General features: G+C 67.4%; 28 protein-coding genes. 13 read left to right on the top strand and 15 right to left on the bottom strand.

Going from position 1 to position 24,929, the window contains the following annotated elements; all coding sequences use genetic code 11:
- The first annotated feature begins 5 nt into the window (after positions 1–5).
- The 11 genes from ACKY0X_RS03800 (at position 6) to ACKY0X_RS03750 (ending at position 8,963) form a co-directional block, all read left to right on the top strand.
- Positions 6–707 (top strand): hypothetical protein, encoded by a 702-nt coding sequence (locus ACKY0X_RS03800; RefSeq protein ID WP_409428373.1) that lies wholly within the window; start codon positions 6–8, stop codon positions 705–707.
- A 47-nt stretch (positions 708–754) separates the two neighbouring features.
- Positions 755–1,162, top strand: coding sequence for a hypothetical protein (locus tag ACKY0X_RS03795; RefSeq protein WP_409428372.1), 408 nt, complete (start codon positions 755–757; stop codon positions 1,160–1,162).
- A gap of 10 nt (positions 1,163–1,172) precedes the next feature.
- Positions 1,173–1,811 carry a hypothetical protein gene (locus ACKY0X_RS03790; protein ID WP_409428371.1) on the top strand — a complete coding sequence of 213 codons (639 nt, stop codon included), beginning with the start codon at positions 1,173–1,175 and terminating at the stop codon, positions 1,809–1,811.
- Complete coding sequence (locus ACKY0X_RS03785; RefSeq protein ID WP_409428370.1) at positions 1,808–3,592, top strand: hypothetical protein; 1,785 nt, start codon at positions 1,808–1,810, stop codon at positions 3,590–3,592. Before ACKY0X_RS03790 ends, ACKY0X_RS03785 begins: the two co-directional genes overlap by 4 nt.
- A complete protein-coding gene (locus ACKY0X_RS03780) occupies positions 3,589–4,881 on the top strand; it encodes a hypothetical protein (protein ID WP_409428369.1) in 1,293 nt (430 codons plus the stop codon). The genes ACKY0X_RS03785 and ACKY0X_RS03780 overlap by 4 nt, the downstream gene beginning before the upstream one ends.
- Positions 4,882–5,532, top strand: a complete 651-nt coding sequence (locus ACKY0X_RS03775) for a hypothetical protein (protein WP_409428368.1) — start codon at positions 4,882–4,884, stop codon at positions 5,530–5,532. It abuts the gene before it with no gap.
- A gap of 240 nt (positions 5,533–5,772) precedes the next feature.
- Entirely contained in the window at positions 5,773–7,089 is a 1,317-nt protein-coding gene (locus tag ACKY0X_RS03770) for a peptidoglycan DD-metalloendopeptidase family protein (protein WP_409428367.1), read from the top strand.
- Position 7,090: 1 nt separating this feature from the next.
- Positions 7,091–7,420 carry a hypothetical protein gene (locus tag ACKY0X_RS03765; RefSeq protein ID WP_409428366.1) on the top strand — a complete coding sequence of 110 codons (330 nt, stop codon included), beginning with the start codon at positions 7,091–7,093 and terminating at the stop codon, positions 7,418–7,420.
- On the top strand, positions 7,421–8,272 hold the full coding sequence (locus tag ACKY0X_RS03760) for a hypothetical protein (RefSeq protein ID WP_409428365.1): 852 nt from the start codon (positions 7,421–7,423) through the stop codon (positions 8,270–8,272).
- A gap of 141 nt (positions 8,273–8,413) precedes the next feature.
- Positions 8,414–8,710, top strand: a complete 297-nt coding sequence (locus tag ACKY0X_RS03755; protein ID WP_409428364.1) for a hypothetical protein — start codon at positions 8,414–8,416, stop codon at positions 8,708–8,710.
- A 1-nt stretch (position 8,711) separates the two neighbouring features.
- Entirely contained in the window at positions 8,712–8,963 is a 252-nt protein-coding gene (locus ACKY0X_RS03750) for a hypothetical protein (RefSeq protein ID WP_409429492.1), read from the top strand.
- A gap of 26 nt (positions 8,964–8,989) precedes the next feature.
- Here ACKY0X_RS03750 and ACKY0X_RS03745 read toward each other — a convergent pair whose 3' ends face one another.
- The 6 genes from ACKY0X_RS03745 to ACKY0X_RS03720 form a co-directional block, all read right to left on the bottom strand.
- Complete coding sequence (locus tag ACKY0X_RS03745) at positions 8,990–9,262, bottom strand: hypothetical protein (protein WP_409428363.1); 273 nt, start codon at positions 9,260–9,262, stop codon at positions 8,990–8,992.
- A 10-nt stretch (positions 9,263–9,272) separates the two neighbouring features.
- Positions 9,273–10,145: a tyrosine-type recombinase/integrase gene (locus ACKY0X_RS03740; protein ID WP_409428362.1), complete on the bottom strand. Its 873-nt coding sequence runs from the start codon at positions 10,143–10,145 to the stop codon at positions 9,273–9,275.
- A gap of 250 nt (positions 10,146–10,395) precedes the next feature.
- The gene (locus ACKY0X_RS03735) at positions 10,396–11,310 is read right to left on the bottom strand and encodes a class I SAM-dependent methyltransferase (protein ID WP_409428361.1); all 915 of its coding nucleotides are present in this window, start codon (positions 11,308–11,310) and stop codon (positions 10,396–10,398) included.
- A 38-nt stretch (positions 11,311–11,348) separates the two neighbouring features.
- Complete coding sequence (locus ACKY0X_RS03730) at positions 11,349–12,680, bottom strand: amidohydrolase family protein (protein WP_409428360.1); 1,332 nt, start codon at positions 12,678–12,680, stop codon at positions 11,349–11,351.
- Positions 12,674–13,831, bottom strand: a complete 1,158-nt coding sequence (locus ACKY0X_RS03725) for a CoA transferase (protein ID WP_409428359.1) — start codon at positions 13,829–13,831, stop codon at positions 12,674–12,676. Before ACKY0X_RS03725 ends, ACKY0X_RS03730 begins: the two co-directional genes overlap by 7 nt.
- On the bottom strand, positions 13,828–14,772 hold the full coding sequence (locus tag ACKY0X_RS03720; protein WP_409429491.1) for an enoyl-CoA hydratase/isomerase family protein: 945 nt from the start codon (positions 14,770–14,772) through the stop codon (positions 13,828–13,830). Before ACKY0X_RS03720 ends, ACKY0X_RS03725 begins: the two co-directional genes overlap by 4 nt.
- A gap of 105 nt (positions 14,773–14,877) precedes the next feature.
- Between ACKY0X_RS03720 and ACKY0X_RS03715 the strand changes: the two genes are divergently transcribed.
- Both ACKY0X_RS03715 and ACKY0X_RS03710 read left to right on the top strand, forming a co-directional pair.
- Positions 14,878–16,392: a class I adenylate-forming enzyme family protein gene (locus tag ACKY0X_RS03715; RefSeq protein ID WP_409428358.1), complete on the top strand. Its 1,515-nt coding sequence runs from the start codon at positions 14,878–14,880 to the stop codon at positions 16,390–16,392.
- Positions 16,389–16,691, top strand: a complete 303-nt coding sequence (locus ACKY0X_RS03710) for a hypothetical protein (RefSeq protein ID WP_409428357.1) — start codon at positions 16,389–16,391, stop codon at positions 16,689–16,691. The genes ACKY0X_RS03715 and ACKY0X_RS03710 overlap by 4 nt, the downstream gene beginning before the upstream one ends.
- Before the next feature lie 4 nt (positions 16,692–16,695).
- On the opposite strand, the gene ACKY0X_RS03705 is transcribed toward ACKY0X_RS03710, so the two are convergent.
- The 9 genes from ACKY0X_RS03705 to ACKY0X_RS03665 form a co-directional block, all read right to left on the bottom strand.
- Positions 16,696–17,352, bottom strand: a complete 657-nt coding sequence (locus tag ACKY0X_RS03705) for a fatty-acid--CoA ligase (RefSeq protein ID WP_409429490.1) — start codon at positions 17,350–17,352, stop codon at positions 16,696–16,698.
- Between the two features lie 28 nt (positions 17,353–17,380).
- A complete protein-coding gene (locus ACKY0X_RS03700) occupies positions 17,381–17,905 on the bottom strand; it encodes a hypothetical protein (protein ID WP_409429489.1) in 525 nt (174 codons plus the stop codon).
- A gap of 20 nt (positions 17,906–17,925) precedes the next feature.
- Complete coding sequence (locus ACKY0X_RS03695) at positions 17,926–18,540, bottom strand: TetR/AcrR family transcriptional regulator (RefSeq protein WP_409428356.1); 615 nt, start codon at positions 18,538–18,540, stop codon at positions 17,926–17,928.
- 115 nt (positions 18,541–18,655) lie between these two features.
- Positions 18,656–19,804: an acyl-CoA dehydrogenase family protein gene (locus tag ACKY0X_RS03690; protein ID WP_409428355.1), complete on the bottom strand. Its 1,149-nt coding sequence runs from the start codon at positions 19,802–19,804 to the stop codon at positions 18,656–18,658.
- A 10-nt stretch (positions 19,805–19,814) separates the two neighbouring features.
- Complete coding sequence (locus tag ACKY0X_RS03685) at positions 19,815–20,960, bottom strand: thiolase family protein (protein WP_409428354.1); 1,146 nt, start codon at positions 20,958–20,960, stop codon at positions 19,815–19,817.
- Between the two features lie 4 nt (positions 20,961–20,964).
- Positions 20,965–21,765 carry an enoyl-CoA hydratase/isomerase family protein gene (locus tag ACKY0X_RS03680; protein WP_409428353.1) on the bottom strand — a complete coding sequence of 267 codons (801 nt, stop codon included), beginning with the start codon at positions 21,763–21,765 and terminating at the stop codon, positions 20,965–20,967.
- Entirely contained in the window at positions 21,765–22,988 is a 1,224-nt protein-coding gene (locus ACKY0X_RS03675; RefSeq protein ID WP_409428352.1) for a CaiB/BaiF CoA transferase family protein, read from the bottom strand. Before ACKY0X_RS03675 ends, ACKY0X_RS03680 begins: the two co-directional genes overlap by 1 nt.
- Positions 22,988–23,746, bottom strand: a complete 759-nt coding sequence (locus tag ACKY0X_RS03670; protein WP_409428351.1) for an SDR family NAD(P)-dependent oxidoreductase — start codon at positions 23,744–23,746, stop codon at positions 22,988–22,990. Before ACKY0X_RS03670 ends, ACKY0X_RS03675 begins: the two co-directional genes overlap by 1 nt.
- Positions 23,746–24,924: an acyl-CoA dehydrogenase family protein gene (locus ACKY0X_RS03665; RefSeq protein ID WP_409428350.1), complete on the bottom strand. Its 1,179-nt coding sequence runs from the start codon at positions 24,922–24,924 to the stop codon at positions 23,746–23,748. Before ACKY0X_RS03665 ends, ACKY0X_RS03670 begins: the two co-directional genes overlap by 1 nt.
- Positions 24,925–24,929 lie beyond the last annotated feature (5 nt).

Raw genomic sequence — 24,929 nt, 5'->3', positions numbered from 1 at the left:
CCGCGATGGCATACGAGCCGCAGGTATGGGTAAATGAACCCTCCACAGACACCCCGCTCAGCGCGGACCGGCTGGCATACATTGAGGATGGGATTTCCTCCGCGCACGCCGGGGTGGAAAACTTCGAGCTGATCAGCGGCGATTGGAATGATTTTCCCCTGGGCTGGTGCATTGGCCTCCCGGATGAGGACAACGCTCCTAGCAACGGCGTCGCCGTTGTCCTCACCCAAGAGGGCATTGGCTATGCCGAGGGCGCCAAGGTTCAACGCTGCCACTGGGTCGATCCCGCGACCACCGATTTGCGTGTCGCGCAACGGTTTTTTGACGACAGCGCCTGGGGCGACTGGGCGTTTCTTCGATCCAGCAACGACGAGAGGAAAAGTTCAGTCCTCATTACGGCCGCTAGCACAGTGTCAGCTGGGAGCGTGGGACTCTGCATCTTTGGCAACTATCAGGTCGATGTCGCTGATGGCGAATCCCCCGGGGACACGGTAACGCTGCTCAGCGACTACGGCGCCACTACGAATCCCACCGACGTTCGTTTCTTCGATTTGATGAGCCAGAGTTATGACACCGCCCCGCTTCCGGCATGGGGAGCGCAAATGACGTTGTACTACTTCAAGGATGTTGAGTTCCCCGGAGTCACAACAGAGCCCATCTCTGGTTGGCACGCGATTACAACTTTGCGCCATGCCCCACCGTCCTGAGACAAGCCACACGTCGTTAGCACCCCACCTCGTTACCGTGCGACGCCATGACGAGCTTCGTGTACGACAAGGCCCGCGAAAAGTTCCTCAATGGGGGCATCAACTGGACCACCGACACCATTAAAGCCGTCCTCGTCACCGCCGCTTACTCCCAGGACGCGGCTACCCATGAATTTCTTTCCTCGATCACGTCCGGGAATCGACTCTCCGTCAGCGCGGAGCTCACCAGCAAAACCTCCACGGCTGGAGTTGCCGACGCCGCCGACGCCGTCTTTGCCGCCGTCAGCGGCAGCCAGGGCGTCGCTGTCGTCTTGTACAAGGACACCGGCACCGACACCACCAGCCCACTGATCGCCTACATCGACCAGGCCACCGCAGGTTTGCCCGTGACTCCCAACGGCGGCGACATCAACTGCGTCTGGGACAACGGCGCGAACAAGATCTTCAAGCTGTAAGGGAGCGCCGATGGGCACCGTCCCCGTCTGCCTGTCGGAGAACCTGACTACCGACCCGGCCGGCCGACTCCAACTGCAACCGTGGTCTTCGGTGCGGCTCGTCGCCGACCAGATCGCCGAATCGACCGGCGACACGGACGGCGTCACGGACAACCTCCCCGAACTGTCCACCCTCCCCGGCCGACTGCTCATCGACAAGCGCATGTCGTGGACCAACGACGCCCCCATTCCCCAAGGCATGCTCGTCAGGGTCACCCGCGGCCCGAAAGAGTGGATCGTCAGCAATCCCAATGCGATCCAGTTCCGGGACCGCTGGACCACCGCCGTCGATAAGACCCCCGTCCCGCCGATCACCACCAGCATCTTCAACTCCCAGTGCGGCAGCTCGCTGGACGTGGCGACGAACTGGGTGGCCGAGCCGAACCCTGGCGTCCAGTACATGTGGACAGACGCATCCACTGCTGATGAATGGGTCGACCCCGTCCCGCCCGGCGCCACCTTCGAACTCTGGTACCGCCTCTACGTGTGGACGCCACCGCCGTGGTCGAACAATGCGAACCTGAACAATCCGCAGCACGCCGCGGCCGCCCACTGGACTCGCCTGCAGCTCATCGCCCACCCCTTGGCCGATCCGGGATTCGCCCGATGATCCGGCCGTGCACCTCCGAGTTCCTCCTGTCGACCGCTGACGGGCTCGGCCTCAGCGACACCTGGTTTCCCCGCGTCGTCGCCGAAGCGTTCCTCAAGTCCACCAAGGACGGCGAGATCAAATACGCCTCCGACGCCGTCACCATGATCGACGGCGACCTCACCTGGTACAACCAAACCCCTGACCGGCAAGCCATCGTCGTCCAGGTCATCCGCGCCCCCCGGTCCGTGGTCTCCCAATCCCCCAGCACGGTCGTCATCCACGACGCTTGGAGCTTCGACGTCGGGAAGTCCCCGTCGGCGATCCAGCCGACCGTCGTTCAAGACAGCTTCGGCGGCAAATGCCAGATCGACCGCGACTCCGTCGCCGCCTCCGATCTGATCTACGGGAGGGTCTTCTACGACCAGGACGCCACCCAGTCCTGGGTCAACATTGGCTTGGTCGAGCCGGGCGAGTCGCTGCACTTCCGCTACCTGGCTGCCGTCCAAACCCCGGGAGTGTGGACCGAGGCCAACAACGACAAATTCGTGTCCCGCTGGGAAGCGAAAGCCCGCTACACCCGTCTCGTCGCCTATGCCATGCCCTGGTCCATCACCGACAATGCGCTCCCCAACCACCCGACCAGCATCGACGTCAAACACCCCGCCGGCGTCTACTCCTACTTCGCGCCCGATTCACTGGGCCCCGGCAACGCCCTCGACGTCGTAGTGCTCGGTGCTGGCGGCGGCGGGGAAGGCGACCGCTGGGACACCACCGCCGCTGGTGGCCTCGCCACTACGTGGAACGCCCAGACGCTCGTATTCGGAACGGACTTCGACGAATCCACCCGTTTCGACATCATCGTCGGCAAGGGCGGCCGCGGCGGGGAGTACAACACCGCGGGCGGCGACGGTGGCCCTACGAGCGTCGCGTGGACCGACCCGTCCGGCACGCTCCGCAAACTGTCCTCCGCGGGCGGCCGCGGTGGCGACGCAACCAACGGCGACATCGCCCCCACAAACCCGAAATGGGGGCAGTCGCCGGGCAACAAGCTGTTCAACTCCCGCATTTACCCCGGTGGATCGACTGTCCAGCCAGCGATATTCCAGAAGCCGGGCAGTGCTCCCGGTGGCGGCGGCCCCGCAGGCAACTTCCTCCAGTACGGCATGCCCGGCGCCGACGGCATCGCGATATTCAACACCTCACCCACCTCGGCGCCCCAGGAAATCCAAGAGCACAAGTTCACCACCCCAGGCACTTACGACATCCCGGTCCCCGCGTGGGCGTCGAAAGCCGACCTGGTCGGTGTCGGTTCCGGAGCCGGCGGCGGCGGCGGTACCGCAGGCACGATCGATGTGCCGGAAAGCGATCGCGGTTCAACGCTTAGTGCCGCCCCAACGTGGTTCTGGGTCGATGGCGTAACAGAACTCATCGCTGAAGGAGGGACTGGGGCTCCCGGCGGCGGTGTCGAGTTGGGGTCGACCGCGTACAAGGGCCAGGGGTCCGGAGATTTCACCTTCAACGATATCCACTACGCCGGCAGTGTCGACGTCAACGCCAAGCAGCGCGGCTCCTGGCCGGGCGGTGGCGGTGGCGGCGCGGAGTTCGGCGGATTCTTCGGGTTCGGGGGCGGCGCCGGGCAGTGGAACGGCAAGACCATCAACGTCACGCCGGGCAGCGTCATCCGGGTAACTGTGGGCGATGGCGGCCTCCCGAACGGCTACAACGCCGACCTGGATCGCGGTATCTGGTTCTGTCAGCAAGGCGCGCCCGGCGCGGCATGGGTGAGGTTCCGAGGATGAGCGTCGACGCGGACTATTTCTCCAACGACGGCGGGGTCTTGGCGCCGCGCACCTGGAATCAACTGCGCCAGGTCGCGACGGGCTACGCCGACTCGGTGACCCGGAACTATCCGCCGAGGAACTCCGGCTCCAACTACGACGATGAACTGCAGGATGTCCTCGTCTCCTGGACCAACGACTCCCCGATCGACCAGAAGGTCTACGGGCTCGTCACCCGGGGTGGCTGCCAAATCACGTTGCAGGCGCGGACGCGGGGGTGGCTGCTGTCCCAGCATGGCTACACCCTCAACACGGGTGCGGTTCCCCCGCTGACCTCGGTGTCAAAGGTGGGGTGCGGCGTCGATCTGGCGCTGGGTGGAATCCTGGCCGGTGGTGTCGCTTACGCACAATCTGAGTACCGGCAGAATAGTGTGACAATGCCGTTCCTTCCCACGATGGCGGACTGGATCACCGTCCCCGCGGGCGAAACCATCGTCGCCCGCGTCGCACTACGATTCCAGTCGCAGCAGTGGGAAACCGGAAGCATCGCCGGCGGCACCGCATTCACCAAGTCCCTGATCGTCACCGGCGATACGCGGTTGGACCTGTTCGCCTTGCCGGCCCGCTCGGTGCTCCCCTCGGGCCGCGTCACTCCCACGGTGGTCAGCACGTCCACCGAATCCGGGACGGGATTGTCGGTGACGGTTGGCGCGGTGCCGGGTGTGCAGCCGGGCGACAAGCTGGTGGCGTTGGTGGTCAACCAGTTCGATGCCGGTGAGCGGATCAAGGCCCCAGCAGGGTGGACACTGACCGCCGGCGCCGGGTTGGGCTTCTGGTTCGCCAACGATGTCCACTTGGCGGTCTTCACCAAGACCGCCGGCAGCAGCGAGCCCGCCGAGTACAAGTTCAGCAATGGGCTCGGCGCCGAGATGTTCGTCAGCCTGACCGCTGTCCGGGACGCCTCAATGCTGATGTCGGAGTGGAAATTCGCGTCGCAGATGGTGCGGCCCCAGATGTGGCAGTCGGCATCGCCCCGGCAGGTCGTTCCGTCGATTGACGGCGAGGGGCAGCTGCTGATCGCGCTGGCGTACCTGAATCACGGCACCTGGCAGGACAACCTGTACCACAGGTACCCGCCGTCGCTCAGCCCGTTGTCGATATTCATCGGCGAGGCCTCGAGTTTCGCGGCCGGTTATCTGCGGAATCCGTCGCGGCCCACGCCGGAACTGGTGTTCACCGCCAGCGAGGCGCCGGACTTCGGCGGACACTCGCTCACCGCAGCGCTTCTCATTCCCGGGCGCTGGGCGTAGGTGTTCGACCCGCCGCCCGGCTACATCGACCTCGCGGCTGACGCCGCCGACGCCCCACCGTTCGGTGAACCGGCCCCGCTGGAGGTGCCCGGAATCGGCACCGTACTGACCCGCCGCACGCGACCCGCCAGTATCGCCGCGCTGGCAATGGCCGCCAACCCAGACCTCAAGACCGCGGAACGATCCCAGCACCTGGCGAGGTTTGTCGCCGACCACCTCGGCGGCGGCGAATACGAGCGCGTCACGCTGGAGATGATCGACGGCGACCTGCCCGACGACACCTTCTTTCAGATCGGACGGGGGATCGCGACGCAGGGCACGGCACGCCCGTATGTCGCGGTGATCTCCCTGGCCGTCCAGACCGCCTATCACTGGCGGGAGATCCGGCGTCGTATCAACGCGGGCGGGATCGTCGACCCCATGCAGCTGCCTTCGATGCACGCGGTTCTCGACGTCACCGAACGCGCGGTCATCGAGTCGATGAACGGCGACGACGGGGAAGCCCGGCGAACTCAGTTCTACGACCGCCTCTATGCGCCATCGCCGGAGGTTACTGTGCTGAACGGTCCAGGGTATTCGCCGCCACCGCCGGGATTCTCGCCGGAGGAAGTGGAGGCGCAGTTCGACGCGTTCCGCGCGGCGATGCGCTGAGCTGGAGGTTGCACGCTCCGCGCTTAGCGTCGCGTGCTGTGAAGCGCTGGTGTGCACTGCCGATTGGTCTGGTCGCCCTCTTGGCGATCGGACTGCTGACGCTCTACGCGGCCGGCGCCCTGGTCGACGGCATGGAAGCTTCATGGTTATTCGGGCCTTTGCTGCGATCTTGACTGCCCTGGCGGCGGTGGGGGTACCGCCGGCCGATGCTGGTCCGTTCCACAACGCCCGTCGGTACGCATGAGCTCTGCGGTTGTCCGCTTCTGGCCCCTGGAGTCTGGCCGGATCATCACGTCCCCATTCGGCATTCGGTCCGGCGAGTTCCACACCGGCTGTGACTTCGGTTTCCCGGGAGGCAGTGGCGGAAGACCGGTGTACGCGGTGCAGGCCGGGACGGTGATCTTTGCCGGCGCCGCGCGGGGTTACGGCGGCCCGGATCCGGCGGGCTGGCTGGTAGTCGATTCCAGTGCCGAACAGGGCGGTGGATGCCTGGAGTACGGGCACATCGTCCGCGAAGTCGCGGTTGGCGAGACGGTGGCGGCCGGTCAGCGCATCGGCCGCGTCAATCCCAGCTCCGCTAGTAACGGCGGCGTTGCGCCCCACCTGCACCTGGCTGACATGCCCCACGCCTATAACCCGGCCGCCAAACAAGACCCGCTCCCGCGACTCGCCGGAGCGCGCGAACCCACGCAACCCCAAGGAGACGACGTGACGCTCTTCTACCCGGACGTCTCGAACAACAATTGGCGTACCACGACTGACGCGGTCAACTTCCTGTCCCGGCTGGCCGGCGAGGGCTTCTCGGCGGTCTGCCACAAGGTCACCGAGGGGTCCAGTTACCGCGATCCGTTCTGGCCGGCGGTGCGGGACTGGTGCACCGCCAACGGCATGCTGCTCATCGGATACCACTACGTACGTACGGGCGATCCGGCGGTGCAGGCACGGCTCTACCGTGATCACGTCGGCGACCCGCGCATCCCCTGCATGCTCGACTTCGAAGACGGCAGCGGCGACATCGCGCAGTTCTGGGCTGTAGTGAAAGCCTTCAACAAGGTCGACGTCGAGGTCGCCTTGTCCTATATCCCGCGCTGGTACTGGCGGGACCATATCGGCTCACCATCACTCGTCGGTGTGCCCGGCCTCGTTTCGTCGGCCTATCCCGGCGGCACGGGCTACGCGTCCAACATCTATGAGTTCGGCGGCGGCAGCCAAGGTTCCGGGTGGTCGAGCTACGGCGGCGCTGCCCCGGTGGTGTGGCAGTTCACCGACAAGGCCACGGTGGCCGGAATTCCGGTTGACGTCAACGCCTTCCGCGGCAGTCTCGACGACTTCAAGCATCTACTCGGTATCGCCAGAGGAGGAATGATGGCCGCCCCGTCGAACGACGACAAACTGAACTACATCTATGGGCAGCTGCAGCCCTACCCGCAGCTCACGGGAAAGCCAGACGCACTCGCTGCGCTCCGAACGAAGATCGCCAACGACGTCGACCTGACCCTCGTCGACGCCGTCGCCGCTCACATCCACGGGCTGTTCCCCAATCGGGCAGGAAACTGAGATGGCCAACGCCGATGACGTCATGAACGCATTGTTCCCCGCCAATCCCGGCCCTGGCGACACCATTACTGTTTATGACGGCGCCGATCCGCTCAAGAACGGCTTCGCGCCCTGGCGGGCATGGGATTTGCGCGGCTGGGTCCGTCAGCTGACGTGGGACTTGCTGAGGTTCCGGCCAATCGAGGATGGCCGGCCGAACGCTGACCGAACGATCAAGTTCGGATTGTTCGACGCCGTCATGCGCGTCGCCTACCAAACCGACCAGAACAACCAGATCCTGCGTCGGCTCGCCACGAAGCACGGTGTCGATCTCACGGATCTGCCCAGCTAAATGCGTCCACTGCTGATCACCGGCAACGGAACCGGCGTCCCGGACCCGTTCGGCCCGGGGTTCTCCACCGACGTCGCCCGGATTCTGACCGACCCGTGGAACAACGTGTGGGCGCAGTTCTGGGGCGGTGCCGGCAACATCATCGATTGGCAGCCCATCGGCTACCCGGCCGCGATGTTCCCGATGAGGCCATCCATTGACGCCGGCCGGGCCGAGGTCTGCCGCCAGATCGGCCTCCGGCCGCGAGGAACCCCGCTGTTCTTGTCCGGCTACAGCCAGTTCGCCATCGTCGTCGGCGAGGTGTGGGTGTTTGACTTCCTTGCCCCCAATGGCCGCTTCCACGACCGGATCGGCGATGTCCTCGGAATCATCCAGTTCGGCGATCCGCTGCGCTGCCCAGGCATCGCAAACGGCAACCTGGTCGCGGAGCTACCGGTTCCCAAGCGGCTCAACGGGCAGGTGACCGGCGGCATCGCCGGCAAGAACTGCCTCACACCCGACCAGACGCCCGACTTCCTGCTGTCGTGTGCACTCGACGGCGACCTGTACGCCGCGGCCCCGGTCGGCGCTGACCCCTGGTCGCACCCGGCCGACGTGGGACTACTAGAAACGATGGTCTACAACCTCGTGCTCGAGCTCGGCGTCAACTCCGTGGCGGAGATCGCCGGCATTGTCGCCGATTTCTTCGAGCGCCCACTCGAGATGGTTATCGCCACTGTGCAGGCGATCATCAACGGCCTCACATTCGCCGTGCAGGGCCCAGCCGCGGCCCACTGGCGCTACGAACCGTTCGTGCAGCCGATAGCCGACTGGATGATCAATCGCGCTGCTGCAACCGCACGGGCTGCCTAGGGGGCCGGTGGGACGCGCGACCGATCTGCACACGCAGATCCTGCAACACCAGCCCGCGCGCCGGTGAGCACAAGGGATGGCTGACCTGCGGGTTTCACCACACCTCGATAAACCATCCCCGACAGAGACGGAACACGCCCCATGACCCATCGCGCCAACAACTCACCCGGCTTGCGTGACCGACTCATCGCAGCGTGGGGCGGCCGCGCCATCATCCGCCGCAACCTGGCGATCGCCGTCTCGGACACGCTCGCGCTCACGCTCGCCCTACAGGCTGCCCTGCACGTCGCCGGCGTCAACCTCAGTGTCGGGTGGACCGGGGCCTTCTCCACCCTCTCCCGCGTCCTCACCGGCCTGGGCATCTGGCTTGTCTCCCGCGCCTGGCTCCGTTTCACCGGCGAACTCGCTCGGGACGACGAAGGGGACGCGGGTGCATGAGCTGAACGCGGAGACCATCCAGGCTGCCGGCGCAGTCATCGTCGCCTTGCTCGGTGCGTGGCAGGCCCGCACCGCATCGCAAGTCAAAGACCTCACCGACCGGTTGCGGGCCGTTGAAGGCCAGCGCGACGAGTTCAAGCACTTGTTCAGGGCCGCCGTCCGCCACATCCGCGAGTGGATGACCTGGGCAACCAACCACGCGCCCGGCGCGCCGGCCCCGCCCGTGCCACAGGAGCTCCGCGACGAGGTCTGATCCGCCGGACCAAACTCGGTACGCCGCTACTCAACGACTCGCAGCGGCGGGGTGCCGCCGTCCGGGTTGTCTCGGTGAAACGCCTCGCGGGCAATGCGATCGGCGAAACTCTGCACCCACTCATCAGTGAGGTACCGCTTGGCTGACTTCCGCTCGATCCGCAATCGTTCAGCAACTCGATCGAGCTGGCGGGAGATATCCTCGCGTGCCACGTCCTCGGCGATCGTCAGTCCGTGCCTTGCCAGGAGTTGCAGCAGCAGTGCAGTGCGATCATCGAGCCATGGCGATCGACGAGCCATGGCATGCACGTTACGACACCGACTGCAGGCTCGAAAGCTGTTCCGCGGGAGACTTCAGCCCGCGCCACGGGTCGAGCACACCGATCGCTTCTTGCCGACGCTCGGTAGAGACCTTGGTGTAGATCTGCGTCGTCGCCAGCGACTTGTGCCGCATCAGCTCTTGCACAACCCGAATGTCGACGCCCGAGTCGAGCAGCGTCGTGGCGAACCAGTGCCTCAAGCAGTGGGCCGTACCGCGAACACCCGCTCGGCGCATGGTGCGGCCGATGATGTCGGACACTGATTTCGCCAAGATGTGGTCACCCTCGTAGCCACGCATCGGGAACCACCAGCCGGCAGATGGCATTTCCGAGGCTACTTCCACGAGTAGTGGATGAAGGGGCACTGACTTCAATCTGCGGCCCTTGCCATTCACCCACAGAAGCCCAGCGGACAGGTCAAAGTCCTCGCTGCGGATCTTGGCGATCTCGTGGACGCGTAGGCCGGCGAGAAGAGCCAGGAGAATCATCCGTCTGGTGGTGTCCCACATACGGGTCTGTAGGAGCTTGATCACGTCAGCATCGGTGATGGGCCGCGGTTCCCGGTCGGGTGTGCGTGGAGTACCGATCTTGACCATGGGGTTGTCGAGGCGGCGGTCGGTGATCTGGAGCCACTTGAACCATGCCGACAGATATGACGTGTACGTACAGTTCGTGCCATCAGACCAGTCGTCGTGGTTGGCGAGCCAACGGACAATGCCGGCAGCATCGATGTGCAGTGGTTGTTCGCCGGTCTCGGCGTGTAGTCGGCGCACGACACGGAGTCGTTCGTCGATAGTTACACGTGAAAGTCGCTGAGCGGTTTGCCAGATCTCCCAGTCGATGAGGGCGAGTGTGGATGTCATGCCGCCAGATCTTGCTGGTGCCAGCCTGCATACAGCCGATGTTGGAGCCCCCGCTCCCTAAAAGTGGCTGTTTTCATGCCATGCCGTAACCAAAGTCTCCCGGATCGGCGAGTAACTTACGGAAACGGAAGGGAAGAACCACGGACTTGTAATCCGCAGGCCGCAGGTTCGAGCCCTGCTGGGGGCACCACACCACCGTCGCGCTAGTACCGCGGATTCCCGTCGCCCGATCCCCGACCTGTGACCCTTTTCATACCGCGGGCCCAGGCAAAACTGCACTCAAGTAGGTCATGTCGTCGAACGCGATCGCCAGTTCGTCATCGCCGTACTCCAAGCCGCACTCGGCGTAGAGGTCGCGGACTTGGCGGCCCGTCACCGTCCAGCCCGCGCCGGTCAGGTACTCGATGATGTGGTTGCGCTCGCCGTGGTAGACCAGGTCGCCGATTTCCACTTCGAACCCCAGCGCCGACATCTTCTCCCGGTGTTCACGCCACGCGGGGCTGGCGAACACCGACGTGTCGCTGATGAACTCGCAGGCCACCCGGCTGCCCGGTGCACTCAGCGACTTGATGGTGTCGAAGAGGGCGTCCTGGGCGTCGGGCTGCAGGTAGATCAGCAGGCCCTCGGCGCTCCACACGGTCGCGGCCTGCGGGTCGAATCCGGCGGCCTGCAGGGCGGCCGGCCAGTCGTCGCGCAGGTCGATGGCGACGGTGCGGCGCTCGGCGGTCGGCTGCGCCCCCAGGTCACGCAGGGTGGTGGTCTTGAACTCGATGACTTCCGGCAGGTCGACCTCGTAGACCACGGTGCCCGCCGGCCAGTCCAGGCGGTACGCGCGGGAATCCAACCCGGAGGCGAGGATGACCGCCTGGCGGATCCCGCTGCGGGTCGCCGACAGGAAGTGCTCGTCGAAGAATCGGGTCCGCACGCCCATGCCGTGGCCCATCCGGATCGGGTCGAACTCGCCGCCCTCGACGACCGGGATGTCACCGTCGACCATCCGGGTGAAGAAGTCGATGCCCACCGCGCGCACCAGCGGTGCCGCCCAGGGGTCGTTGATCAGCTTGTCCGGTCCCGAGGTGGCCAGGGCGCGCTGCGCCGCCACCATGGTCGCGGTCGCCCCCACACTGGTGGCCAAGTCCCAGCTGTCACTGTCCGTGCGCGTCATCGATGCCTCTCTCGAAATTCGCAAACTATCTAGCCAGGCTACCGACCGCCGTGGACCACGGCACCGGCGACGATCGTGAACGCCACCAGACCGGCGTCGAGGGCAAGCGGATCACCGCTGAGCACACATAGATCGCCGGGCTCACCGACGGCGATACTGCGCGGCGTGGCGGGCCGATCGGCGTGGCCGGTGAATCCCTGCAAAGCGGCTCGAGCCGAGATCCGCTCCCCCGGCCCCAGCACGGCGCCGCTGGGCGTGGTCCGGTGGACAGCGGCGCGCATGGCCGCCCACGGGTCACCGTCGCCGAATGGCGTGTCGGTGGACAATGCCACCGGAATTGCGTTGCGTTGCAACGACGCAACCCGCCACAGTTCGTGATGACGCGCGGCTTCGATGGTGGCGAGGTAATCGTCGCCGCGCTCGGCGACGAAGTTGGGTTGGGTGACGACGGTGATCCCGAGTGCGGCGAGGTCGACCAGCCGGTCCTCGGGTACCACCGCCGCGTGTTCGATGCGGTCGTCGGGGTGCGCGCCGGCGGCCTGCCAGGCGGCGATGGCGACGGTGAACTGGGCATCGGTGACGCAGTGCAGTGCCACGCCGTGGTCGCGGGAGTGGTTGTCGGACACGGTTTTTACCAGCGCCTCCAGGTCCAGGGTTTCGTCGTCGAGGATGATCTTGGTCGGCCCGATGGTGACCCCGGGCGCTGCCGTGGCCCCGGCCGGTGCCAGGCAGTGCAGCCGCTGCAGCAGCGCGCCGTCGTCGCGGGCGGCGGCGAACGCGGCGATGTCGGCGTCGCCATGGCCTGGTGTGGCGTCGGTGATTCCGGTGACTCCGCGCGCCGCCAGCTGCCGGCTCAACCGGGCCAGCGAGGGTTCGCGGTGCGGGAGTCGGGGCGCGGGATCGCCGTGGGCGCGCAGCAGTCGCCCGTCAGGCCGGTCGGTCATCCCGATGCGTGCCAGGCCGGCCGAGTTGAGCACCCACAGCGCGCCGCTGCGATGCGCCACCCGCACCGGCAGCTGCGGTGCGAACCGATCCAACAGTTTGGCGGTGAGTTCGCCGGCGACGGATTCGTGGTAGCCGTAGCCCCGCACCCAGCCGTCGGAGTCGGGGGTAGCGGCCCGCAGTGCGACGGCGAGTTCATCGAGGGTGCGCACCAGCGGCGGACCCAGGCACACCGAATCGAGCGCCGCGGCCGCCGACCGCAGGTGCACGTGATGATCGTGCAGTCCGGGAATCACGGTCGCGTCGCCCACGTCGAGGACGTCTTCGCCGCGGTGCGCCGTCAACGCCGGTGCGATTTCCTCGATGGTGTCGCCGAGCCGGATGTCGAGCCGCGACCCGTCGAGCAGTACCGCTCGCTGGATCAGCACCGCGCCGCCATGAGTTCGCGGATGCTTGTGTTGTCGGCGCCCAGCGCCGGCCCGGCCGCCTCGATGCGGGGACGGGGCGGCGGCAGGGCCGGAGCCTCGCCGGCCGGAGCATGTTTGGGCAGGGCGGCGTAGTTGGCGGCGACGGTGGCCAGCGCCACCGTGATCAGCTCGCCGCCGCCGCGGGCCAACGAATCGGCAACCGCCGCAGCGGCTTCGATGCCGGTCAGCGGGTCGGCGATGGCGTCGCCGCAGAACACCGGGCCATCACCCACCAGGGCGCCGGCGACCGCGGCATCGTCGCCGAACCCAACGTAGCCGCGCTCGGCACCGTGGGCGGTGATCTGCAGCCATACCCGCCCGGGCCGGCCGGCCACGTCGAGCGGTCCTAGGCCGCGGCGGGCCAGGGCGGCCGGCCGCGAGCCCTCCAACACCACATCGGCGGCGGCCAGCAGCTCGGCCAGGGCCCTGGCATCGCGGTCGAAATCCAATGCACAGGAAAGCTTTCCGCCGTTCATCCAGTCGAAGAAGGTGCTGGACCCGGCGCGGGTGCCGTCGGGGCGCGATGAACTTTCCACCTTGATCACCGTCGCCCCGGCCCGCGCCAACAGTTGCCCGCACAACGGGCCGGCCCACAGTGAAGTCAGGTCGACGACAAGCGCTCCGCGTAGAACACAGGCCGGGCCCGCCGGGCCGACTCGGCGCACCGCCGGCGCTCCGGGGGCGGTCTCGCCCAGCGCGGCGGCGGGCAGATCCAGCAGCCGAGCCCGCCCCACGACCTCGGCCACCGGCCGCGTCGAAGACCAGCCGACGACCCCCGCCCATGGATCGCAGCACTCGGCTTCGATCAGGGCGGGCACGGCGTCGAGGTCGTCGGCGCGCGAAAGCGTGAGCGCCCACCAACCGTCCGCGCCGGCCAACAGCCGCGAGGCTCCCCCGGCCGAAATCCGCCCGCCGCGCGTCCAGCCCAGCAGCCCGGCCCGCCCGGCCAATAGCTCCGCGGCGTCGGCCTGCACACCGGTCGCAGCGGTGAAGCTTCCCAGCACGTGCGTGGCGCGCTGCAGCACCGCGGCCCGGGAGAAATCCGGGCGGCCGTCGGGCTGACCGGTCAGCCAGGCCAGCCCCGACGCACCCCAGGCTTGCTCGGCAGTCACGACGCGATCTCGTCGACCAGGCCCCAGCGCAGCGCGGTCGCCGCGTCGATGGTGCGGCCGGACAGGATGAGATAGGCGGTGCGCCACCGGCCGATGCGGCGGGTGACGCTGACCGTGCCGCCCGCGCCCGGGATCAGCCCGAGGCTCAGCTCCGGCAGGCCCAGCACCGTGGCGGGGTGCGCTCGTATCCAGCCGCAGAAGGCGGCCATCTCCAGCCCGCTGCCCAGCACCTGGCCATGGATCTCGGCGCGGCACCGCGCGCCCAGCCGAGCGGTCAGCGCGTCCAGCGCCAGCGCGGGGCTGTGCCGGGTGCGGGCCAGATGGGCGCTGGGCACATCGGTGAACCCGCCGAACTCGGCGAGGTCGCCGCCGCTGCAGAACGACGGTCCGACTCCGCTGAGCACCACCTCGTCGATCGCGGGGTCGGCGGCGGCCACGGCCAGTCCGTCGAGCAGAACGGCCCGCGTCGCGTTGTCGAACGCGTTGTGGCGCTGCGGCCGGTTGAAGCGCAGTCGCAAAATGTCGCCGTCGCGGTCGAGCAGCAGGGGGTCGGCGGCCGTCGGCACGGTGGCCGGGCCGCGCGCCGCCAGCCAGTCGGCGAACTCCGGGCCGGCTTGCAGCACCGAGTAGGCCAACGATTCGGTGACCACCCCGGACCAGGCCGGTGCCGCCGGGTCCACGGCGCGCAGCACGTCGTCGCAGATCGCCGCGGCGTGCGGCCAGCGGGCGCAGCGGTCGGTGATCTCGGCCAGCGCCTCGGGCGCCGAGGCGACGGTGATCACCCGGCGATCCATGGTCTCGGTCTCGGTGAGGGTGAAGGTGGCGTGCTGTAGCCAGTGTTCGGCGTGCGCGGTGTCGAAGCGAGCACCTGTCGCGATGGTGATCCCGGCGCCGGGCGCGGCGTCGGGCCCAGCGGCTTCCAGGTCGACCGTTTCGATCATGTCGCACGTCAGCGTACCCAGCGGCGGTGTTGGCACAGCCCGTACGGTATCGAAACTACCGAAAAATGATAATGTCGTTCTCATGGCTGTTCGGAGGGCGCAACGGTGAGTATTTCGCTGCTGCTGGAGATGGCGGTGTCCGCCGCCCCGGATCGGGTCGCGGTCGTCTCCGAGACCGCCCGCTACACCACCGCGGAGCTCAACGCCCTCGCCGACGCCGGCGCGGGAGTCATCGAGGAGACCGGCGCCGGCAGCGTGGCCTACGTCGGGATGGGTGGCGCCATGCTGCCGCTGCTGCTGTTCTCCGCGGCGCGGTCCGGGCGCCCGTTCGCACCGCTGAATTACCGGCTCAGCGGCCAGGCGCTGCGGGAGCTGATCGAGCGACTGCCGCAGCCGCTGGTCGTGGTGGATAAGGAATACCGCGACGTCCTCGGCGATATCGGTGTGGCAGTCATGGATTCCGACACCTTCTGCGCCCGCGCCCAGACCGCCACGCCCACGGTGCAGTGGCCCGACCACGACGATGTGGCGGTGGTGCTGTTCACCTCGGGGACCACGTCCAAGCCCAAAGCCGTTGAGCTGACCCACAACAACCTGACCAGCTATGTAACCCAGACGGTCGAGTTCGGCTCCGCGGAGCCCTCGGATGCCGCGCTGGTCTGCGTTCCGCCGTATCACATCGCCGGTGTCGGCGCGGCGCTGAGCAATCTCTACGCCGGACGCAAAGCGGTTTATCTGCGCCGGTTCAGCGCCTCGGAATGGATCCGGCTGGTCAACACCGAGGCGGTGACCACCGCGACCGTGGTCCCAACCATGTTGGAGCGCATCGTCTCCGAGCTCGAAGCCCGCCCGACCCCGCTGGCCACCCTGCGCAACCTCGCCTACGGCGGCTCCAAAGTGGCATTGCCGCTGGTGCGCCGCGCCCTGGATCTGCTGCCCGAAGTGGGCTTCGTCAACGCCTACGGTCTGACCGAAACCAGTTCGACGGTCGCGGTGCTGACTCCCGAAGACCACCGGACCGCCTACGCGTCCAGCGAGGAAGCCGTCCGCAAGCGGTTGGGATCGGTCGGCCGCGCGGTGCCCGGGATCGAAGCCGTCATCCGCGACGACGAGGGCCGAGTGCTGCAAGCCGGACAACCCGGCGAGCTATACGTGCGCGGCGAACAGGTTTCGGGCAAATACACCGGTATCGGATCGGTGCTCGACGCTGAGGGCTGGTTTCCCACCCGCGACCTTGCCGTGCTCGACGAGGACGGCTACCTGTACATCGTTGGACGCTCCGACGACACCATCATCCGGGGCGGGGAGAACATCGCCCCCGCCGAGATCGAGGACGTACTGGTCGAGCACCCCGAGGTTCGCGACGTCGCGGTGGTCGGCGCACCCGACCCGGAGTGGGGACAGATCATCGTCGCGTGCGTGGTGCCGGCACCGGGTGCGTCACCGGATTCCGAGGCACTGCGCGAGTATGTTCGACAGCAGCTGCGAGGATCCCGCACCCCCGACCGGATCGTCTTCCGGTCGGAGTTGCCGACCACCCCGACCGGCAAGGTGTTACGCCGGGAACTCGTCTCTGAAATCGACGTACTGCAAACCGCCAATGCCGAAGGGGCGCAATGATCAAGTCCGGCACCCGCCTGAAGAGTCAGGTCTGCGACACCCAGGTCATCGTCGTCAAGACCGCCGACAGCCTCGACGATCTGCGCGCCGGCGGCGCCCCGATGGTGCCGCTGGACGACACTACTTCCGGTGGGGCAACACTGGACCCGGACTTCTCGGGCGGTGCGGTGATGGGCAAGCGCTACGTCGATGAGGGCGGCGCCGAGGTGCTGGTGACCAAGGCCGGCGCCGGAACCTTGAGCATCGGCACCGTGCCGCTGAGCATCAAGGAAGCCAAGCCGCTGCCGGCCAGCGACTAAGCGCTCAACTGGCCGGCTCGTCGGCCGTTTCGGATTCGTCGCCGACGCGCATCAGGTGCGCCAGGCGACCGACGAACACCGGCGGATAGATCCCGACGCCGGCGCGGGTGATCCACTCGGAGGCGAATTCGGGTTCGTTGATCCACTGCCCGGCGCCGAGTTCGTCATCTGCTTCCTGCAGCATGAAGATCTCGCGGGGGTTGTCGAAGGCCTGGAATATCAGGATCTTTCGGATACCGGCCGCGGTGAAGTGTTTCTCGGTGGCATGAACGTGGGAGATCAACGCCTGGGTGTCGCCGACTTCGGCCACTGCTGCGACGACGACACCCGGCGGGTCGGCGGCGGACACATGCGGTGCAAGATCGATGCGCTCCACCAATGATCCGGCGAACACCGCCGGGATGTCGCTGACGCCGACGGCGTCGAACCAGGCCATGAAGGCCTCATCGCGCAGCAGGTCGACCACCGGCTGCGCGGCGTGGATCGCCATCACCGCCAGCACCCGGCCCGAATCCACTGTCGAGGTATAAACCAGCACGTGATGGGCGCCCAGGTGGGCAAGCCTGTCGCGGTGTCGCTGCATCAGCGGCCAGACCCTGGCCGGATCCGGCACCCGATAGTCCGTCACCAGCACCAGGGAGCGTGCCAGCGGGTCAGGCATCATGTCGGTCGCGCGCCGCCCGTGCCCCTCAACTGGCTGGGCTCAGGTCCGCCGCGACCGAGGTACATGCCGCCGGCCCACAGCGGAACGTCTCGATGTGGGCGTCCCAGGCGTGCGAACTCGCCGGGTCGATGCCGGCCGCGCGCAGCGCCTGCGCCTTGAAGGCGCGCGCGGCCGCGCTGAGCCGGTGGTGGCGGGCGTCGACGTCGCTGTCCAACTCGGCCGGCACGTCGCCCCACAAGGTCACCTCGGTGCTGCTGTGCTCCAGCGCGTCGATCACGCCCTGGCGTACCTGGGCGTGGCCGTCGTACATCTCGGCGCACACCGCGATGGTCTGCGGGTGCGGCCAGTGCTCCCACTGGGTGAGTACCGACGCCAGGTCCAGCACCTTGGCGCCGAGGATCTCCAGGGGGCGGGTGTCCTGCCCCTTGGAGGCATCATCGATCAAGACCGTGACGTCCCAGCCGGCCGTCGCGCGGTCATAGAGCCAGCCGCCGGCGGCCATCACGACGTCGACGACGCTACGGCCCACGATGTCGAACCGGTAACGCATGTCCTGCTCCCCGGCCCCGCTCACCGCTGGGCGTCCTTTTCCTGCGGAGCGAAGTCGCGGGCCAGCGTTTCCGCGTACCCCGCGAACACTTCGGTCAGAGGTATTGAGGGATCCAGCAGCCATGACATCTCCATTCCGTTGATAAAGGCGATAATCTCCGCGGCCTTGACGGTCGCGTTGAGGTCTGTGCGGTAGCGGCCGTCGTCCATACCGCGCCGGATCAGGTCGGCCACGATCTCCAGCGCGCTGCGGTACCGGTGCAGCATCCGGTCATGCAGCGGCGCCTCGGGCAAGACGTTCTCGGCGAGCAGCACGGTGAAGGTGCCGACCATTTCGGGTGCCCGGGTGAAGCGCTCGGCCACCCGCTGGATCTCCTCGATGAGGTCGCCGCTGCGGTCGGCGTGAATGTCGTCGTCGGCGTCGCGGGCATCGAGCACCGCGTGCAGCAGCTGTTCCTTGGAGGCGAAATGGTGCAACAGGCCGGCGGCGCTGACGCCGGCGTTGCGGGCGATCTGCGCCAGTGAGGTGTTGCGCCAGCCGTTACGTGCCAGCAGGTGCTCAGCCGCCAACAGAATCCGCTGCCTGCGGTCCTCGCCTTTGGCGAGAAGTGTGGCGTACGGCCGGGGTGACGTCACCGGTCTCCTTCGCTTAACCAACCAAGTGAACACACAGTAGGTTGGTTAGGGCTGCTGTGACAAGGGTCTCATCCAACAAATTTTGGTTACGGGCTTACAAACGGGGGATCCCGGTCTACAAACCCAGCGACTTGGCGACGATCATCTTCATCACCTCGCTGGTCCCGGCATAGATCCGGGCCACGCGCGCATCGGTGTACAGCCGGGCGATCGGGTATTCCATCATGTAGCCGTAGCCGCCGAACAGCTGCAGACAGCGGTCGATGACCCGGGCCTGCATCTCGGTGCAGAACAGTTTGGTGCGGGCGGCGTCGGCGCCCGACAACGCTCCCTCGACGTGGTCGGCGACCGCCCGGTCGAGCATGCACTGGGCCGCCTCGATCTCGGTGGAGACCGCCGCCAACTCGAACTTGGTGTTCTGGAATGACGCGACCGGCGAACCGAACACGTTGCGGTTCTGGACGTAGTCGATGGTCGCGGCCAGCGCTGAGCGGGCCTGCGCCACCGACCCGACCGCTACAGTGAGCCGCTCCTGGGCGAGGTTGTGGCCCAGGTAGCTGAAGGCCTCGCCCTCGGCCCCGAGCCGGTTGGCCACCGGAACCCGCACATCGGTGAAGGACAACTCGGCGGTGTCTTGGACCTTGCAGCCCATCTTGTCCAGCTCGCGGCCGCGCTCGAAGCCGGCCATGCCCTCCTCGACCACCAACAGGGTCAGCCCGTGGCGACGGTTGTCGGGGTCGGTCGAGGTGCGGGCCACCACGATCACCAGGTCGGCCTGGATGCCGCCGGTGATGAAGGTCTTGGCTCCGTTGAGGATGTAGTCGTCGCCGTCTCGCACGGCGGTGGTGCGCATCCCGGCCAGATCCGATCCGGTGCCGGGCTCGGTCATCGCGATCGCGGTGAGCAGCTTGCCGGCCGCCATACCGGGGAACCAGCGCGCCCGCTGTTCGTCGTTCGTGTAGTGCAGGAAATACGGCAGGATCACCTCGAGCTGGGTGCGCACCGTGGAGAGCGTGACCAGGGCACGCGCCGCCTCTTCTTGCAGCACAACGTTGTAGCGGTAGTCCTCGACGCCCGCACCGCCGTACTCCTCGGGGATGGCCATGCCCAGCATCCCCAGTGATCCCAGGTGCTCGAACACCTCGCGGGGCATCCGGCCGGCCTTCTCCCAGTTGGGGTATTCGGGCACCACGTGCTTCTCGACGAAGTCGCGGGCCAGGGCCCGGAATGACTCGTGGTCCTGGGTGAACAGGTCGCGCCGCATGAACAGTCCCCTAACCGACCAGCTCGACGATCGTGGCGTTGGCGGTGCCGCCGCCCTCGCACATGGTCTGCAGGCCGTAGCGAATCCCGTTGTCGCGCATGTGGTGAATCATCCGGGTCATCAGCACCGCGCCCGATGCGCCGAGCGGGTGCCCCAGGGCGATCGCCCCGCCGAGCGGGTTGAGCCGCTTGGCGTCGGCGCCGGTGTCGGCCAGCCACGCCATCGGCACGGGGGCGAAGGCCTCGTTGACTTCGAATACGCCGATCTCATCGATGCCCAGTCCGGCACGCTTGAGCACCTTCGCGGTCGCCGGGATGGGCCCGGTGAGCATCAGCACCGGGTCGGCGCCGGTCACCGCGCCGGCGGTGTAGCGCACCAGCGGGGTCAGCCCGCGCCGGGCGGCCTCGTCCTCGCTCATCACCAAAAGCGCTGCGGCGCCGTCGGAGATCTGCGACGAGTTGCCGGCGTGGATCAATCCGTCGTCACGAAAAGCCGGCTTGAGCCCGGCCAGCTTCTCGGCGGTGGTGCCGCGACGGATGCCCTCGTCGGCGTCCACCACGCCGCCGTCGGACGCGACCGGGACGATCTGATCGCGGAACGCACCGATGTCCTGGGCGGCGGCGGCCAACTCGTGGGAGCGCGCCGAATATTCATCGACCTGGGCGCGGTCAAAGCCCCATTTCTCGCAGATCATCTCGGCGCCGATGCCCTGGTTGAACTGAAAACCGTCATAGCGGGCAAGCGCTTTCGGGCCGAAGGGTTCGCCGGTGGCGCGGGCGGCGCCCAGTGGCACCCGACTCATCACCTCCACACCCCCGGCGACCACGATGTCCTGCTGGCCCGACATCACGGCCTGCACCGCGAAGTCCAACGCTTGCTGGCTGGAGCCGCAGGCCCGGTTGACGGTGGTTGCCGGGACGTGCTCGGGCCAGCCCGCGGCCAGCACCGCGTACCGGCCGATGTTGGAGGACTGATCGCCGACCTGCGACACGCAGCCCCACACCACGTCGTCGACGATGCCGGGGTCGGTTCCGGTGCGCTCCATCAGTTCGTTGAGCACGATCGCGGACAGGTCCGCGGCATGGGTGCCGGCCAGCCCGCCGTTGCGCTTTCCGACGGGGGTGCGCACCGCTCCGACGATCACCGTGGGTCGCATCTGACTACTCCGATCTGGTTGACTTCGGCGGCCATCCGCCGGTGAAGCGCGGCGGACGTTTCTCGGCGAACGCCGCATAGGCTTCCGCGGCATCGGTGCCCGCGAAGTTCACGATTTGGGCCCGCGCCTCATTGGCCAGGGCCTCGGGCAGGGTGGCGTCGGCACCCTGATTGAGCAGCGCCTTGGTCTGCGCCAGCGCCCGCGGCGGGCCGGCGGCCAGCCGGTCGGCGAGCTCGTCGACGAAGTCGTCGATCTCGCCGGCACCCACCACCCAGGTCACCAGGTTCAATGCCTGCGCCTCGCCGGCATCGATGGTCTCGGCCAGCAATGCGAGCCGCTTGGCCTGTTGCAGTCCGACAAGTTTGGGCAGCAGCCAGGATCCGGCCAGGTCGATCGAGAGCCCGCGCTTCGAGAAGATCTGGCAGAACGTCGATTCCGGTGTCGCCACCACCAGGTCGCAGCCCAGCGCCAGGTTCCAGCCGGCCCCCACCGCGACGCCGGCCACCTTCGCGATGGTGGGGATGGTCAACTCGTGCAGGGCCAGCGCGACGTCGGAGAGCCGGCGCAGCTTCTCCACCGGGTGCACGTCATCGGGTGTGCCGATGTCAGCGCCCGAGCAGAACGCCCCGCCGGCGCCGGTGATCACCAGGGCCCGCAGGTCGGGGTCGTCGGCGGCGTCGCGCAGCGCGTCCCGCAGCGCACGCCACAACTCCGGGTTGATCGCGTTCTTGCGGGCGGGCCGGTTCAGCGTCAGCGTCCGCACGCCGTCGCGGTCGGCGCAAAGCAGTACTTCGTCGGAAGCCATCAGCGCCCAGCCTGCCGGATGACACCGTCGGCGCGCAGGGCGACGATCTCCTCGCCGGTCAGACCCAGTTCGTCCAGCACCGTGTCGGTGTGTTCACCCAGGCCCGGCACCGCCCCCATCGGCGGCTGGTAGCCGGAGATCACCGGCGGCGGCAGCAGCGACGGGATGGGGCCGGCCGGGGTGCCGATGGTGTGCCAGCGGTCGCGTTCGGCCAGTTGCGGATGCGCCAGCACGTCGCTGGGTGTGTTGTAGCGGGCGTTGCCGATCCCGGCGGCGTCGGCGGCGTCCTGGATGTGGGCCAGGTCGTGACGGGCGCACCACGCGGCGATCGCTTCGTCCAGGATTGCCCGGTTCGCCACCCGGTCGGCGTTGCCGGCGAAGCGGGGATCATCGGCGAGATCGTTGCGGCCCAGCAGTTCCCGGGCCAGCCGCTGCCATTCGCGGTCGTTGGTGGTGCCCAGTACCACGGTGTGGCCGTCCGCGGTCGGGTACGCGCCGTAGGGCGCCACCGCGGGTGAGCTCATGCCCAGCGGCTGCTGGTCGATGCCGGAGTGCCGGGCGTAGGTCAGGTGGTAGCCCATCATCTCGGCCATCGTGTCGAACAGGCTGACGCTGATCGACGGTGCCGGTGAATCAGCTTGGGCACCTGCTCCTTTGCGGCCGACCAGCAGCGCCATGATCGACAGTGCCGCGTACAGGCCGGTGGTGACGTCCGCGACCGGCGGACCGGGTTTGGCCGGGGCGCCCGGGTTGCCGGTCACCGAACACACTCCCGATTCGGCCTGCACCAGTAGGTCGTAGGCCCGTTTGTGCGACAGTGGTCCGCCGGTACCGTAGCCGTCGATCTCGACGGCGATCACGTTCGGGTGCCGGTGCGCCATCTGCTCGGGGGAAAGACCCAGCCGTGCGGTGGCACCCGGTGCGAGGTTGGACACCAGCACGTCGGCGCGGTCCAACAGCCGGTGCAGGACCTCGCGTCCCGCTTCGCTTTTCAGGTCCAGGGTCAGCGACTCTTTGCCTCGGTTGACCCAGACGAAGTGTGCGGCCTGGCCGTGCACCACGTCGTCGTAGTAGCGGGCGAAGTCACCGCCGTCGGGGTTTTCCACCTTGATGACCCGGGCGCCGAAGTCGGCCAGGGCGCGGGTGCACATGGGCGCCGACACCGCCTGTTCCAGCGCCACCACCGTGATGCCGGCCAGCGGTGCGGTTGAGGGCTGCGGCATCACATCACCATGCCGCCGTCGACCGGCAAGACCTGGCCGGTGACGTAGGAGGCGGCATCGGAGGCCATGAAGACGAACGCGCCGGCGACCTCGCTGGGCTCGGCCCAGCGCTTCATCGGGATGCGGTTCATCATGTTGGCCGCAAACTTCTCATTGGTGCGGATGGTCTCGGTCATCGGGGTCGCGGCCAGCGGTGCCAGCGCGTTGACGCAGATCTGTTTGGTCGCCAGTTCCCGGGCCAGCGACTTGGTGAAGCCGATCAGTGCCGCCTTGGCCGCCGAGTAGTTGACCTGCCCGAGGGTGCCGGTCAGGCCCGCCGCCGAGGTCACGTTGACGATGCGGCCGGTGCCGTCGGTGGGGATGTAGGGCAGCACCGCGTGGGTGCAGTTGAAGGCGCCGACGGTGTGCACGTCGAGCAGCAGTCGCATCGACTCGGCGGTGAGCTTGTCGAACATCGCCGGGCGGGTCACCCCGGCATTGTTGATCAGGATGTGGATCTTCCCGTCGGCCAGTTCCGCGGCCTTGCCGGCGGCCGCCTCGGCCGAGTCCTGGTCTGTGACATCGAGCGCCGCCGATGCGGCCCGGCCACCGGAGGACGAAATCCGTTCGGCCACCGCGGCTGCCGCATCTCCATCAACGTCGGTGACCAGCACCGCCGCACCGGCTTCGGCGAGGGCGGCCGCGACCGCCGAGCCGATGCCGCCGGCTGCCCCGGTCACCACCGCGCTTCGTCCGGTCAGGTCGAAGTAGCCGGCCATCAGTAGCTCCTCGGCAGGCCGAGCACATGGGAACCCAGGAAGTTCAGGATCATCTCCTGGCTGACTGGTGCGATCTTCATCAGGCGGGACTCGCGGAAGAACCGGGAGATGTTGTATTCCTCCGAGTAGCCCATCCCGCCGTGGGTCTGCAAAGCGCGGTCGGCGGCTGCGAACCCGGCATCGGCACAGAGATACTTGGCCATATTGGCCTCACGACCGCAGGACTTGCCGTTGTCGTAGAGCCAGGTGGCCTTGCGCAGGATCAACTCGGCGGCGTCCAAGCGGGCCAGCGAGTCGGCGAGCGGGAACTGGATGCCCTGGTTCATGCCGATCGGCCGGTCGAACACCACCCGCTCGTTGGCGTACTTGACCGCACGGTCGAGTGCGACCCGACCGATGCCCAGCGCCTCGGCGGCGATCAGCATGCGCTCCGGGTTGAGCCCGTGCAGGATGTAGGAAAAGCCCTTGCCCTCTTCACCGATCCGGTGTTCGGCCGGGATGCGCAGGTCGTCGATGAACACCTCGTTGGACGACACCGCGTTGCGGCCCATTTTGGTGATCGGCCGGATGTCGACGTGGTCGCGGTCGATGTCGGTGAGGAACAGGGTCAGGCCGTCGGTGGGTTTCGCCGCTTCGTCGCGGGGCGTGGTGCGGGTCAGCAGCAGGATCTTCTCGGACTCCAGGGCTTTGGAGATCCAGACCTTGCGGCCGTTGACCACGTAATCGCTGCCGTCGCGCTTGGCGAAGGTGGTGATGCGGGAGGTGTCGAGGCCCGCGGTCGGTTCGGTGACGCCGAAGCACACGTGCAGGTCGCCATTGACGATGCGGGGCAGGGTTTCGGCCTTCATCTCGTCCGAGCCGAAGACCACGACCGGCTGCATGCCGAAGATCGACATGTGGATCGAGCTGGCGGCGTTCATCCCGCCGCCCGATCGCGCCACTTCCTCGGCCAAGATGGTGGCCTCGGTGATGCCCAGGCCGTGGCCGCCGTATTCCTCGGGGATGGTCATGCCCAGCCAGCCGCCGCCGGCGATGGCGTCGTAGAACTCCTGCGGGAATTCGTGCCCCTGGTCCTTGGTCATCCAGTAGTGGTCGTCGAATTTCGCCGCGAGTTCGGCGACCGACTGCCGGATCAGCTGCTGATCCTCGGTCAGTTCGAAGCTCATTCCGCCGGACATGGTTT

Source organism: Mycobacterium sp. SMC-11, from assembly GCF_046250095.1.
Lineage (GTDB): Bacteria > Actinomycetota > Actinomycetes > Mycobacteriales > Mycobacteriaceae > Mycobacterium > Mycobacterium heraklionense_A.
This window is presented reverse-complemented; position numbering and strand designations above follow the sequence as displayed.